The sequence below is a fragment of the Streptomyces sp. NRRL F-5755 genome, assembly GCF_001279365.1.
GTDB lineage: Bacteria > Actinomycetota > Actinomycetes > Streptomycetales > Streptomycetaceae > Streptomyces > Streptomyces rimosus.
Genome location: NZ_LGCW01000262.1, coordinates 16,991 through 30,155, shown reverse-complemented (window position 1 = coordinate 30,155; position 13,165 = coordinate 16,991). Strand labels below are relative to the sequence as shown.

Annotated in this window: 11 protein-coding genes; 10 read left to right on the top strand and 1 reads right to left on the bottom strand. The window is 70.5% G+C overall.

Going from position 1 to position 13,165, the window contains the following annotated elements; genetic code table 11:
• Positions 1-4: 4 nt before the first annotated feature.
• The 8 genes from murG to ADK86_RS41195 all read left to right on the top strand — a co-directional run bounded on the left by murG (position 5) and on the right by ADK86_RS41195 (position 7,309).
• Positions 5-1,090: an undecaprenyldiphospho-muramoylpentapeptide beta-N-acetylglucosaminyltransferase gene (gene murG, locus ADK86_RS22015; protein WP_053698133.1), complete on the top strand. Its 1,086-nt coding sequence runs from the start codon at positions 5-7 to the stop codon at positions 1,088-1,090.
• A gap of 60 nt (positions 1,091-1,150) precedes the next feature.
• Entirely contained in the window at positions 1,151-2,020 is an 870-nt protein-coding gene (locus ADK86_RS22010) for a cell division protein FtsQ/DivIB (protein WP_053698132.1), read from the top strand.
• A 275-nt stretch (positions 2,021-2,295) separates the two neighbouring features.
• Positions 2,296-3,525: a cell division protein FtsZ gene (gene ftsZ / locus ADK86_RS22005; RefSeq protein WP_053698131.1), complete on the top strand. Its 1,230-nt coding sequence runs from the start codon at positions 2,296-2,298 to the stop codon at positions 3,523-3,525.
• Positions 3,526-3,538: 13 nt separating this feature from the next.
• Complete coding sequence (gene pgeF / locus ADK86_RS22000) at positions 3,539-4,294, top strand: peptidoglycan editing factor PgeF (RefSeq protein WP_053698130.1); 756 nt, start codon at positions 3,539-3,541, stop codon at positions 4,292-4,294.
• Positions 4,291-5,022 (top strand): YggS family pyridoxal phosphate-dependent enzyme, encoded by a 732-nt coding sequence (locus tag ADK86_RS21995; RefSeq protein WP_053698129.1) that lies wholly within the window; start codon positions 4,291-4,293, stop codon positions 5,020-5,022. The genes pgeF and ADK86_RS21995 overlap by 4 nt, the downstream gene beginning before the upstream one ends.
• A 124-nt stretch (positions 5,023-5,146) precedes the next feature.
• Positions 5,147-5,767 carry a cell division protein SepF gene (gene sepF, locus ADK86_RS21990; protein ID WP_030371863.1) on the top strand — a complete coding sequence of 207 codons (621 nt, stop codon included), beginning with the start codon at positions 5,147-5,149 and terminating at the stop codon, positions 5,765-5,767.
• 71 nt (positions 5,768-5,838) lie between these two features.
• Complete coding sequence (locus tag ADK86_RS21985) at positions 5,839-6,132, top strand: YggT family protein (RefSeq protein ID WP_003986336.1); 294 nt, start codon at positions 5,839-5,841, stop codon at positions 6,130-6,132.
• A 49-nt stretch (positions 6,133-6,181) separates the two neighbouring features.
• Positions 6,182-7,309 (top strand): DivIVA domain-containing protein, encoded by a 1,128-nt coding sequence (locus ADK86_RS41195; RefSeq protein WP_030180128.1) that lies wholly within the window; start codon positions 6,182-6,184, stop codon positions 7,307-7,309.
• 389 nt (positions 7,310-7,698) lie between these two features.
• Here ADK86_RS41195 and ileS read toward each other — a convergent pair whose 3' ends face one another.
• Positions 7,699-10,839, bottom strand: coding sequence for an isoleucine--tRNA ligase (ileS, locus tag ADK86_RS21970; RefSeq protein ID WP_053698128.1), 3,141 nt, complete (start codon positions 10,837-10,839; stop codon positions 7,699-7,701).
• A 604-nt stretch (positions 10,840-11,443) separates the two neighbouring features.
• On the opposite strand from ileS, the gene ADK86_RS43865 reads away from it, so the two are divergent.
• Positions 11,444-12,331: a TraR/DksA family transcriptional regulator gene (locus tag ADK86_RS43865; protein WP_053698127.1), complete on the top strand. Its 888-nt coding sequence runs from the start codon at positions 11,444-11,446 to the stop codon at positions 12,329-12,331.
• A 157-nt stretch (positions 12,332-12,488) separates the two neighbouring features.
• Positions 12,489-13,133 (top strand): signal peptidase II, encoded by a 645-nt coding sequence (lspA, locus tag ADK86_RS21960; protein WP_053698126.1) that lies wholly within the window; start codon positions 12,489-12,491, stop codon positions 13,131-13,133.
• Positions 13,134-13,165: the final 32 nt, after the last annotated feature.

The window sequence follows — 13,165 nt, the reverse complement described above, 5'->3', positions numbered from 1 at the left end:
TTCGGTGCATGTCGTACTCGCCGGTGGGGGGACCGCCGGCCACATCGAGCCCGCGCTCGCCCTCGCGGACGCCCTGCGCAGGCAGGACCCGACCGTGGGGATCACGGCACTCGGCACGGAGAAGGGGCTGGAGACCCGGCTGGTGCCGGAGCGGGGCTATGAGCTGGGCCTGATTCCGGCCGTACCGCTGCCGCGCAAGCCCACGCCCGAACTGATCACCGTCCCCGGGCGGCTGCGCGGCACCATCAAGGCCGCCGAGCAGATCCTGGAGCGCACCAAGGCGGACTGCGTCGTCGGCTTCGGCGGCTATGTCGCGCTGCCCGGCTACCTGGCCGCCAAGCGGCGCGGGGTGCCGATCATCGTGCACGAGGCGAACGCCCGCCCCGGGCTGGCCAACAAGATCGGCTCGCGCTACGCCAGGTACGTCGCGGTCAGCACGCCGGACAGCAAGCTGCGCGACGCCCGGTACGTGGGCATCCCGCTGCGCCGCTCCATCGCGACCCTGGACCGGGCCGCGGTCCGCCCCGAGGCGCGGGCGGCCTTCGGGCTGGACCCCAACCTGCCGACGCTGCTGGTCTCCGGCGGCTCGCAGGGCGCCCGGCGGCTGAACGAGGTCATCCAGGCCGCGGTGCCCGCGCTCCAGCGCTCCGGTATCCAGGTGCTGCACGCGGTCGGCCCGAAGAATGAAATGCCGCATGTGGACAACATGCCCGGGATGCCCCCGTATGTACCGGTACCGTATGTGGACCGGATGGACCTCGCGTACGCCGCGGCCGACATGATGCTCTGCCGCGCGGGCGCGATGACCGTCGCCGAACTGTCCGCCGTCGGACTGCCCGCCGCCTACGTCCCGCTGCCCATCGGCAACGGCGAACAGCGGCTGAACGCCCAGCCGGTGGTCAACGCCGGCGGCGGCCTGCTGGTCGACGACGCGCAGCTGACGCCCGAGTGGGTGCAGAGCCAGGTGCTCCCGGTGCTCGCCGATCCGCACCGGCTGTACGAGATGTCCCGCGCGGCGTCCGAGTTCGGCCGCCGGGACGCGGACGAACTGCTGGTCGGCATGGTGTACGAGGCGGTCGCCGGCCGCTGACGGAAAAGTGCGGCGCCGCCCCGGGCACACCCCGGGGCGGCGGCCGGAAGGAGAGGGAGCGTGGCCGGACCGACGACCGCCCGGCGCGGTGAGAAGAAGCCCGCGCGCTCCCGCCCGCCCGCTTCCGGGCAGTCCGGCGGCTCCGGCGCCCGCGGCGGAGGCAAGAAGTCCGCAAAGCCGTCCGGCCCGAAGAGCGGCCGGTTCGCGCTGCGCGGCCGGTTCCGGCTGCCGCCCCGCCGCGTCCTGATCATCACACTGGCCGGCGCCGCGCTGCTGGCCGGTTTCGGCGCCTGGGCCCTGTACGGCTCCACCTGGCTGCGTACGGAAGAGGTCAAGGCCACCGGCACCGAGATTCTGACGGGGGATGAGGTCGTACGGGCCGCCGCGGTCCCGATGGACATCCCCCTCGCCTCCGTGGACAAGAGGGCCATCGCCGAGCGGCTGCGCGCGAAACTCCCGCGCATCAAGTCCGTTGAGGTGTCCCGCTCCTGGCCGCACACGGTCAGCTTGAAAGTGACCGAAAGGCAGCCGGAACTCCTTATTCAAACGGGCGGAAAGTTCGTCGAAGTGGACGCCGAAGGCATCCGTTTCGCCACCGTCGCCACCGCCCCGAAGGGCGTTCCGCTTCTGGAAATGGCCGTACGCGACAGTCCGAGCCTGAAGCGGTTCGGTCCCGACCGGATCCGCGCCGCGGCCGCGACCGTCGTGGTCGCCCTGCCCAAGGCGGTTCACCAGGACGTTCGTACCGTTCAGGTGCGCTCCTACGACTCCATCACACTGCGGCTGACAAACGGCCGTACCGTCGTCTGGGGGAGTGCGGAACGCAGTACGGCCAAGGCCAAGGTGCTCACCGCCGCCCTGAAAGCGGCGCGTGACGCGCGCCACTTCGATGTGAGTGTGCCCACCGCGCCCGCGGTGTCCGGTAGTTGACGTACGTACCCGCAGGCCAGCACCCTGGATGGCTACCACTATGGGTGATCACATAGGGTGAAAAGAAAAACGGGAGGTTCGGCGTGTTCGTTGAACGTGCGCCACTTGTCGACTTAGTGTCTCGTTCCAAAGAGTCCCAGGAACACAGGCACTGGTAACCCTAAACTTCAGCGTTAGGGTTCGGGTCGGCACAACGAACCGTCCCATCGGCATCAGTCGGCGACCGCACCCCGGGTGCGGCGGCGACACGTAACTCGAGGCGAGAGGCCTTCGACGTGGCAGCACCGCAGAACTACCTCGCAGTCATCAAGGTCGTCGGCATCGGCGGCGGTGGCGTGAACGCCATCAACCGGATGATCGAGGTCGGGCTCAAGGGCGTCGAGTTCATCGCGATCAACACCGATGCACAGGCCCTGCTGATGAGCGACGCCGACGTCAAGCTGGACGTCGGCCGGGAACTCACCCGTGGCCTGGGCGCCGGCGCCAACCCCGATGTCGGCCGCAAGGCGGCCGAGGACCACCGCGAGGAGATCGAGGAGGTCCTCAAGGGGGCCGACATGGTCTTCGTGACCGCGGGAGAGGGCGGCGGCACCGGCACCGGCGGCGCACCCGTCGTCGCCAACATCGCGCGTTCGCTGGGCGCCCTGACGATCGGTGTGGTCACCCGCCCGTTCACCTTCGAGGGCCGCCGGCGCGCGAACCAGGCCGAGGACGGCATCGCCGGCCTGCGCGACGAGGTCGACACCCTCATCGTGATCCCCAACGACCGACTGCTGTCCATCTCGGACCGCCAGGTGAGCGTGCTCGACGCGTTCAAGTCCGCGGACCAGGTACTGCTGTCGGGTGTCCAGGGCATCACCGACCTGATCACCACCCCCGGCCTGATCAACCTCGACTTCGCCGACGTCAAGTCCGTGATGTCCGAGGCGGGCTCGGCCCTGATGGGCATCGGCTCGGCGCGCGGCGACGACCGCGCGGTGGCCGCGGCGGAGATGGCGATCTCCTCGCCGCTGCTGGAAGCCTCCATCGACGGCGCACGCGGTGTGCTGCTCTCCATCTCCGGCGGCTCCGACCTCGGTCTCTTCGAGATCAACGAGGCCGCGCAGCTGGTCAGCGAGGCAGCCCACCCCGAGGCGAACATCATCTTCGGCGCGGTCATCGACGACGCGCTCGGCGACGAGGTACGGGTGACGGTCATCGCCGCGGGCTTCGACGGCGGCCAGCCGCCGGCCCGTCAGCAGACCGTGCTCGGCAGCCAGAACAACGGCAAGCGCGACGAGCCGGCCCCGGCCCCCAGCCGCCCGGCCCCGCAGGCCGAACCGCGGCCGTCGTCCTTCGGCGGCCTGGGCTCGGTGCCCGTACGGGACGAGGAGCCGGCCCCGGCCGACCCGTCCCCGCTGGGCGAGGTGCCGCCGCCCCCGACCACCTCGCCGCAGGTTCCGCCGGCCCGTCCGTACTCGGACACCACGGCCGAGGAGCTGGACGTCCCCGACTTCCTGAAATAACCGAAGTCCCGACGTGATAGGGCAGCAGCACCCGGTGCTGACGAACGACACGAGCGGCGCGCACTTCGCCTTCACCGACCGGTGGGGCGGGGTGAGCGCCGCTCCGTATGCCGAGCTCAACCTCGGCGGCGCGGTCGGCGACGACCCGGAGTCCGTACGGACCAACCGCGAACTGGCGGCCAAGGCGCTCGGCCTGGACCCGGCCCGGGTCGTGTGGATGAACCAGGTGCACGGCCGGGACGTCGCCGTGGTCGACGGCCCGTGGCGCGACGACACGGACATCCCGTGCGTGGACGCGGTGGTGACGGCCCGCCGGGGCCTGGCCCTCGCCGTCCTGACCGCCGACTGCACCCCGGTCCTCCTGGCCGACCCGGTCGCCGGGGTCACGGGCGCCGCCCACGCGGGGCGCCCGGGCCTGGTGGCCGGGGTGGTCCCGGCGACCGTCGAGGCGATGACCGCGCTCGGCGCCGACCCGGAGCGCATCATCGCCCGTACCGGACCCGCGGTCTGCGGGCGGTGTTACGAGGTGCCCGAGGCGATGCGCGCCGAGGTCGCCGCGGTGGTGCCCGAAGCGTGGGCCACCACCTCCCGGGGCACGCCCGCGGTCGACATGGCCGCCGGGGTCCGTGCCCAACTCGCCGCGTACGGCGTGCGGGTGGGTGAACATTCCCACACCTGCACGCTGGAGTCGGCGGACCACTTCTCGTACCGGCGCGACCGCATCACCGGGCGGCTCGCGAGCTATGTATGGCTGGATGCTGAGCTGTGACGGATCGTAGGGCCGAACTGGCCGACAACCTGGCGCACGTGGAAGAACGAATCTCCACCGCCTGCGCCAAAGCCGGTCGCAACCGTGCGGACGTGACCCTCGTCGTGGTCACGAAGACCTATCCGGCGAGCGACGTCCGGCTGCTCGCGGAACTCGGCGTCCGCCATGTGGCGGAGAACCGCGACCAGGACGCGGCACCGAAAGCCGCCGAGTGCTCGGATCTGTCCCTCGACTGGCACTTCGTCGGACAGCTCCAGACCAACAAAGTACGGTCTGTGGTCAATTACGCCGATGTCGTGCAGTCGGTCGACCGCCCCAAGCTGGTGACGGCGCTCTCGAAGGAAGCCGTACGGGCCGGCCGGGAGCTGGGCTGCCTGATCCAGGTGGCACTTGACGCCGAGTCGGGCGACAACGAGGGGCAGCTCGGCCGGCGCGGCGGGGTGACCCCGGCCGGGGTCGACGCCCTCGCCGACGCGGTCGCCGCCGCCGAAGGGCTGCGCCTGGACGGTCTGATGACGGTTGCTCCGCTGGCCGGCCCGTACGCGGGGCATCCGCGGGCGGCTTTCGAGCGTTTGATGGAAATCTCATCCGGCCTGCGCGGGAACCATCCTGCTGCGAACATGGTGTCAGCAGGGATGAGCGCGGACCTTGATGATGCCGTGGCCGCCGGTGCGACACATGTGCGCGTCGGCACCGCGGTACTCGGAGTCCGACCACGGCTCGGGTAACGTCGCCAAGCAAGTCGGACCACAGCACAAAATATGGTCATTGCCCCCAAAAGGAGGGCAGACCACGTGGATTCAAGGCGCCCGGTGACGGAGCCGATCCACCACAGAGCGGAGGACGCAGAGAATGGCCGGCGCGATGCGCAAGATGGCGGTCTACCTCGGCCTCGTGGAGGACGATGGGTACGACGGCCGGGGGTTCGACCCCGACGACGAGTTCGAGCCCGAGCTTGACCCGGAGCCCGACCGGGGACGGCGACAGCAGACCCAAGTACCCACCGAACCGCACCCGGAACGGGACGAACCGGTACGGGTCACCCAGCCTCCCGCGCAGCGTGAGTCCGCACCGCCGGCCGCCGAAAGCGGACGACCCGCCCGAATCGCCCCCGTGGCGTCCATCACACCCGACCGTCCGAACCTGGAGAAGAACGCACCGGTGATCATGCCCAAGGTTGTGTCCGAGCGGGAGCCCTACCGCATCACCACGCTGCACCCCCGGACCTACAACGAAGCCCGTACCATCGGGGAACACTTCCGTGAGGGCACTCCGGTGATCATGAATCTCACGGAGATGGACGATACGGACGCGAAGCGACTTGTCGACTTTGCCGCCGGTCTGGTCTTCGGTCTGCACGGCAGCATCGAGCGGGTGACGCAGAAGGTGTTCCTGTTGTCGCCTGCTAACGTCGATGTCACGGCGGAGGACAAGGCCCGCATCGCAGAGGGCGGGTTCTTCAACCAGAGCTGAGACGCAACACCGGGCACACCAGGCCGAAAGGCCCCAACACGACAGCAAGGCAAGGGGAGAGGACAGCGCGGATGAGCATTGCTGGGCAGGTGATCTACATCGCGTTGTACTGCTTCCTCATCGTGTTGATCTTCCGGCTGGTGATGGACTACGTCTTCCAGTTCGCCCGTTCATGGCAACCCGGCAAGCCGATGGTGGTCGTTCTGGAGGCCACCTACACTGTCACTGATCCGCCACTCAAGCTCTTGCGGCGGTTCATTCCGCCGCTGCGTCTCGGGGGCGTGGCGCTCGACCTGTCCTTCTTCGTATTGATGATCATCGTGTACATCCTGATCACCGTCGTGAGGTCGGTGTTGTTGGTGTGAACGATACGGTCTTGCCGATTGCCGACGACTACGTTGAGGTGAAGTAGAGATGCCGTTGACCCCCGAGGACGTGCGGAACAAGCAGTTCACGACCGTCCGCCTCCGAGAAGGCTATGACGAGGACGAGGTCGATGCCTTCCTCGACGAGGTCGAAGCCGAACTGACCCGCCTGCTGCGCGAGAACGAGGACCTGCGCGCCAAGCTGGCCGCCGCGACGCGTGCTGCCGCGCAGAACCAGCAGCAGAACATGCGCAAGCAGCAGGAGCAGCAGCAGGACCAGGGGCAGCAGCACCAGCAGGGCAGGCCCGGCGCTCCTGTGCCCGCCGCCATATCCGGACCGCAGCCGGTGCCGCCGCAGCAACAGCAGCAACAGCAGCAGTTGGGCGGCCCACCGCAGCTGACCGGAGGGGCCCCGCAGCTGCCGGCCGGGCCCGGTGGCCACGGTCCCGGCCCGCAGGGCCCGCACGGCCCTGGTCCGATGGGCCCTGGTGGTCCGCTGGGCGGCCCCATGGGCGGTCCCGGTGGGCACGGCGGCCCGCAGCTGCCGCAGCCGGGACAGGGACCGGGCGGTGACAGCGCCGCTCGCGTGCTCTCGCTCGCGCAGCAGACCGCCGACCAGGCGATCGCGGAGGCCCGTTCCGAGGCCAACAAGATCGTCGGCGAGGCCCGGTCGCGCGCGGAGGGCCTGGAGCGGGACGCCCGCGCCAAGGCGGACGCGCTGGAGCGGGACGCGCAGGAGAAGCACCGCGTCGCGATGGGGTCGCTGGAGTCGGCCCGCGCCACGCTGGAGCGCAAGGTCGAAGACCTGCGCGGCTTCGAGCGCGAGTACCGTACGCGGCTGAAGTCCTACCTGGAGAGCCAGCTGCGCCAGCTGGAGAACCAGGCCGACGACTCGCTGGCGCCGCCGCGGACGCCGGCGACCGCCTCGCTGCCGCCGTCGCCGTCGATGGCTTCGGCCGGTGCGGGGTCCATGGGTGGGAACCACTCCATGGGCGGCGGGCAGTCGATGGGCGGTCACGGTGGGGGCTCGGGCAGTGCTCCGTCGTACGGTGGGCAGCAGCAGATGTCGCCGGCGATGACGCAGCCGATGGCTCCGGTTCGGCCGCAGGGGCAGCAGCCGATGCAGCAGGCGCCGTCGCCTATGCGTGGGTTTCTGATCGATGAGGACGACAACTGACGTAGGCGCGGTGTGCGCGTAGTCGGCAATCAGGGCCGGGCCCCCGGGGGTTTTCCCCGGGGGCCCGGTTCTTTTGCGTGGGCCTTGTGTGGGGCGCGCGTCTGCGCGGGCTGCCCGTGGGTGGGGGCTCGGGGCCCCGCTGACGGGGTCTCTCTCCCCCAGCCTCCGGCCGGGGGTGCCCCCACGTTGCCTGGAGCGGCCGAATAGTTTGGACGCAACCGGGGCTTCGGTCGCCTGCGGGGAGACCCCTACGTGTCCCCGAGCCCGGCCGTATTGCGGCTTTCCGGTCGGTTCGGGCTGGTGTGCCACAACGGATTCGCTTGGCCTGTACGAGAACGGCCCCCGACGCATCGCGCGTCGGGGGCCGTTGGGCGTGGTGACCGGGGGCTTTACGCCTCCGTCTTCCTCAGCCGGAACTTCAGGGAGAGGCTTTCGTCCTCGAAGGCCGGGCCGTACGTGTCGTCGGCCTCACCCTGGGCGAAGTCGGTGGCCAGGACTTCCTCGCTGATGAGGGACTGGTGGTCGGTCAGGGCCTTGTGGACCTCTTCGTCGGTGGTCTGCCAGCGCAGGGCGATACGGTCAGCCACGTCCAGGCCGCTGTTCTTGCGGGCCTCCTGGATGAGGCGGATGGCGTCGCGGGCCAGGCCGGCGCGGCGGAGGTCCGGGGTGATCTCCAGGTCGAGGGCCACGGTGGCGCCCGCGTCGGAGGCCACCGACCAGCCCTCGCGCGGGGTCTCGGTGATGATGACCTCGTCGGGGGAGAGGGGGACCGTTTCGTCGTTGACGGTGATGGTCGCCGTGTCCTCGCGCAGGGCGAGGGAGAGGGCTGCCGCGTCGGTTTCGGCGATGGCCTTGGCCACTGCCTGGACGCCCTTGCCGAAGCGCTTGCCGAGGGCGCGGAAGTTGGCCTTGGCGGTGGTGTCCACCAGGGAGCCGCCCACCTCCGAGAGGGAGGCGAGGGTGGAGACGTTCAGCTCTTCGGTGATCTGGGTGCGCAGTTCGGGGGAGAGGGCTTCGAAGCCGGCGGCTGCGACCAGGGCCCGGGAGAGGGGCTGGCGGGTCTTGACGCCGGACTCGGCGCGGGTGGCGCGGCCCAGTTCGACCAGGCGCCGGACCAGGAGCATGTGCTTGGACAGCTCCGGGTCGATCGCCGACCGGTCCGCCTCGGGCCAGGTGCTCAGGTGGACCGAGTCGGGGGCTTCGGGGGTGACCGGGACGATCAGGTCCTGCCACACGCGTTCGGTGATGAACGGGGTGATGGGGGCCATCAGGCGGGTGACCGTTTCGATGACCTCGTGGAGCGTGCGCAGGGCCGCCTTGTCGCCCTGCCAGAAGCGGCGGCGGGAGCGGCGTACGTACCAGTTGGAGAGGTCGTCGACGAACGAGGAGAGGAGCTTGCCGGCGCGCTGCGTGTCGTAGCTTTCGAGCGCGTCGGTGACGCCCTGGGTGAGGGCGTTCAGTTCGGACAGGAGCCAGCGGTCCAGGAGCGGGCGGTCGGCCGGGGTGGGGTCGGACGCGCTCGGGGCCCAGTGGGAGGTGCGGGCGTACAGGGCCTGGAAGGCGACCGTGTTCCAGTAGGTGAGGAGCGTCTTGCGGACGACCTCCTGGATGGTGCCGTGGCCCACGCGGCGGGCCGCCCAGGGGGAGCCGCCCGCTGCCATGAACCAGCGGACCGCGTCGGCGCCGTGCTGGTCCATCAGCGGGATCGGGTCCAGGGTGTTGCCCAGGTGCTTGGACATCTTGCGGCCGTCCTCGGCGAGGATGTGGCCCAGGCAGACGACGTTCTCGTAGGAAGATTTGTCGAAGACCAGGGTGCCGACGGCCATGAGGGTGTAGAACCAGCCGCGGGTCTGGTCGATCGCCTCGGAGATGAACTGCGCCGGGTAGCGCTTCTCGAAGAGTTCCTTGTTCTTGTAGGGGTAGCCCCACTGGGCGAAGGGCATGGAGCCCGAGTCGTACCAGGCGTCGATGACCTCGGGGACGCGGGTCGCGGTGCCCTGGCAGGTGGGGCAGGGGAAGGTGACGGCGTCGATGTACGGACGGTGGGGGTCCAGGTCCGACTGGTCGGTGCCGGTGAGTTCGGTGAGCTCGGCCAGGGAGCCGACGCAGGTGAGGTGGTCCTCGGCGCAGCGCCAGATGGGGAGGGGGGTTCCCCAGTAGCGGTTGCGGGAGAGCGCCCAGTCGATGTTGTTGTTCAGCCAGTCGCCGAAGCGGCCGTGCTTGACCGACTCCGGGAACCAGTTGGTGTGCTCGTTCTCGCGCAGCAGGGCGTCCTTGACCGCGGTGGTGCGGATGTACCAGGACGGCTGGGCGTAGTAGAGGAGCGCGGTGTGGCAGCGCCAGCAGTGCGGGTAGCTGTGCTCGTAGGCGAGGTGCCGGAAGAGCAGGCCGCGGGCGTCGAGGTCGGCGACGAGGCGTTCGTCGGCCTTCTTGAAGAACTGGCCGCCCACGAGGGCGAGGCCCTCCTCGAAGGTGCCGTCGGGGCGCACCGGGTTGACGACCGGCAGGCCGTAGCCGCGGCAGGTCTTGAGGTCGTCCTCACCGAAGGCCGGGGCCTGGTGGACCAGGCCCGTACCGTCGTCGGTGGTGACGTACTCGGCGTTGACGACGAAGTTGGCGTCCTCCAGCTCGACCAGGTCGAAGGGGCGGCGGTAGGCCCAGCGCTCCATCTCGCGGCCGGTGAAGGTGCGGCCGGTGGCGGTCCAGCCCTCGCCGAGGGCCTTTTCGAGCAGGGGCTCGGCGACGACCAGGTTTTCCTGGCCGTCGGTGGCCACGACGTAGGTGACGTCGGGGTGGGCGGCGACCGCCGTGTTGGAGACCAGGGTCCAGGGAGTGGTCGTCCAGATCAGGAGGGCCGCCTCGCCGGCCAGCGGGCCCGAGGTGAGGGGGAGGCGGACGAAGACCGAGGGGTCGACGACGGTCTCGTAGCCCTGGGCCAGCTCGTGGTCGGACAGGCCGGTGCCGCAGCGGGGGCACCAGGGGGCGACGCGGTGGTCCTGGGCCAGCAGGCCCTTGTCGAAGATCTGCTTGAGCGACCACCAGACCGACTGGATGTAGTCGGGGTCCATGGTGCGGTACGGCTCGTCCAGATCCGTCCAGTAGCCCATCCGGGTGGTCAGGGCGGCGAAGGCGTCGGTGTGGCGGGTCACCGACTCGCGGCACTTGGCGTTGAACTCGGCGATGCCGTACGCCTCGATGTCCTTCTTGCCGTTGAAGCCCAGCTCCTTCTCGACGGCCAGCTCGACCGGCAGGCCGTGGCAGTCCCAGCCGGCCTTGCGGCCGACGTGGTAGCCGCGCATGGTGCGGAAGCGGGGGAAGACGTCCTTGAAGACGCGGGCCTCGATGTGGTGGGCGCCGGGCATGCCGTTGGCGGTCGGCGGACCTTCGTAGAAGACCCATTCGGGCCGTCCCTCGGACTGCTGGAGGGTACGGGCGAAGACCTTCTGCTCCCGCCAGAAGTCGAGCACCGCGTGCTCAAGGGCGGGCAGGTCTACCTGGGCGGGTACCTGGCGGTACTGAGGCTGTGACATCGGGGCGTTCCTCCGGCGGACACCTGCTGCGTTCTCCGTCCGGAGGGACGAGAGTCTGCACTCCCGCGGTACCACCCTCCTTGGCGGTGAGCGCTCCACCGCCCCCTCATTGGGGTCGCGAGGCCGGTTCTACTCACCGCGGGGCTAAGTGCGGCTTTCTTCCGGCGGCTCCGGGGTGATCTTCACATCGCGCACGCCTCCGGGCTCGCACCGTCCCCGGATCGCTGGTGGCTGCGTACGACGCTACTCGTCCCATCCGCGCCTTTCGCTTCCCCCAGTGTACGGGGCACCGGGGGTGCGGGCCGACCGGTTTCCCGGGCTGCGCCGACTGAGGTAGCGGGCGCCGAGGGCGTGACCCGAATGGCGATACGCAGGGCGCGGGAGTCGGCGCCCGCGCGGCGGGCGGGCCGCGCCGGCGGCCACGCGCGCCGTGGGCTGGCGGATTACCGGGCGGGCAGGGGGGCACAACGGATGCAGACCGGGCTCCCGCGTGGGGGGACCGGGTGGGAAAGGGCGGTGCGTCCCGTTGCCGCGTGCCTTGAGGCGATTTATCGTTCCGGTCACGATTCGCGAGCATGATCACATACGTGAAGGGGTCGCGGCCATGGTGGCGAAGAAGACCGCCGCGAAGAAGAGCACGGCGGCTGCCGGCAAGGCCGCGGCAGGCAAGCCGGACCCGGCGGCGAAGAAGCGGGTGTCCGCCGCCGCGGCGATGAGCACGGAGGCCGTACCGGACGCGCCGGACGGAGCGCCGGAGCAGCCCGGGGCCCGGAAAGCGGCCAAGAAAACGGCCAAGAAAACGGCCGAAAAGGCGGCCGGGAAGACACCTGCGAAAAAGACGGCGGCCGGGAAGACGGCGGCCGCCGGGGCACTGGAGGAGGCCGGGGATCCCCTTCCGAACGGCAAGTCCCCGGCCGGGAAGGCCGCGCCGAGGAAGGCGGCGAAGAAGACCGCACCCGCCGGGAAGGCGGTGCCGGCGAAGAAGACGGGAGCCAAGACGGTGGTGGAGAAGCAGACTCCGGGCGGGGCACCGACCGCCGAGGCGGAACAGGACGGGACGGCGGGCGCGGTGCCCAAGGCGCGCGCCGCGGCGGCCCCCGGCGAGCTGGCGGTACGGCCCGGCGAGGACCCGTGGACCCCGGCGGAGGTCGCCGAGGCGCGTACGGAACTGCACGACGAGGTGACCCGGCTGCGTACCGAGATCGAGGCGTCCGAGAACGCGCTCGCCGGGCTGATGCGGGACACCGGTGAAGGCACCGGCGACGAGGCCGACACCGGCAGCAAGAACATCACCCGCGAGCACGAGATGGCGCTGGCCTCCAACGCGCGCGAGATGCTGTTGCAGACCGAGCGCGCGCTGGAACGGCTGGACGCGGGCACGTACGGCCTGTGCGAGAACTGCGGCAAGCCGATCGGCAAGGCCCGTATGCAGGCGTTTCCCCGGGCCACGCTGTGCGTGGAGTGCAAGCAGAAACAGGAACGGCGCCAGTGACGGGCGGCCCGGCGGACGGGCCGTCCGGCCGGGCGCGGGGACATCACCCGAGGCCGATGGCCCCCGTACCGGCGGTGTCCGCACGCCTGTGCCGTACTCTCGTCCTCAGCCGGGGGCGGCCTGGCGTGCGGACTCGACGGGCTGAGGGGCTCACAACGTGGCAGAGGCGGAGCGCATCACCGGTACGCCGGAGACCGGTCCTGAATCCGGGCCGGAAGCGGCGGCGGTGCCGGGACCCGGGTGCGACGGCGACCGGGCGGCGCCGCGGGAACAGCGGCCGGAGCAGGAAGCGGAGGCGGGCGCCACCGCGCGCCGGGGCAAGCGGCGGATCGCCGCGCTGCTCCTGGTCGCGGCCATCGTCTACCTCCTCGACCTGGGCAGCAAGGCGCTGGTGGTCGCGAAGCTGGAGCACCACGCCCCGATCGAGGTGATCGGCTCGCTGCTGCGCCTGGAGGTGATCCGCAACCGCGGCGCCGCCTTCGGGATCGGCGAGGCGCTGACGATCTTCCTCACCCTGATCGCGGTGATCGTGATCGTGGTGATCGCGCGGCTGGCCCGCAAGCTCTACAGCCTGCCGTGGGCCATCGCGCTCGGCCTGCTGCTGGGCGGCGCCTTCGGCAACCTGACCGACCGGATCTTCCGTACGCCGGGCGTCTTCGAGGGCGCGGTGGTGGACTTCATCGCGCCGACCCACTTCGCGGTGTTCAACCTCGCGGACTCGGCGATCGTCTGCGGCGGCATCCTGATCGTGATCCTGTCCTTCCGCGGCCTGGACCCGGACGGCACGGTCCACAAGGACTGACGGCCCGGGGGACTGACGGCCCGAAGGTCCGG

What these genes read in the sequence shown, in the direction of transcription:
- sepF (WP_030371863.1), top strand. Translation starts at nt 5,147, where the DNA reads ATGGCCGGCGCGATGCGCAAGATGGCGGTCTACCTCGGCCTCGTGGAG.
- ADK86_RS21985 (WP_003986336.1), top strand. Translation starts at nt 5,839, where the DNA reads ATGAGCATTGCTGGGCAGGTGATCTACATCGCGTTGTACTGCTTCCTC.
- ADK86_RS41195 (WP_030180128.1), top strand. Translation starts at nt 6,182, where the DNA reads ATGCCGTTGACCCCCGAGGACGTGCGGAACAAGCAGTTCACGACCGTC.
- ileS (WP_053698128.1), bottom strand. Translation starts at nt 10,839, where the DNA reads ATGTCACAGCCTCAGTACCGCCAGGTACCCGCCCAGGTAGACCTGCCC.
- ADK86_RS43865 (WP_053698127.1), top strand. Translation starts at nt 11,444, where the DNA reads ATGGTGGCGAAGAAGACCGCCGCGAAGAAGAGCACGGCGGCTGCCGGC.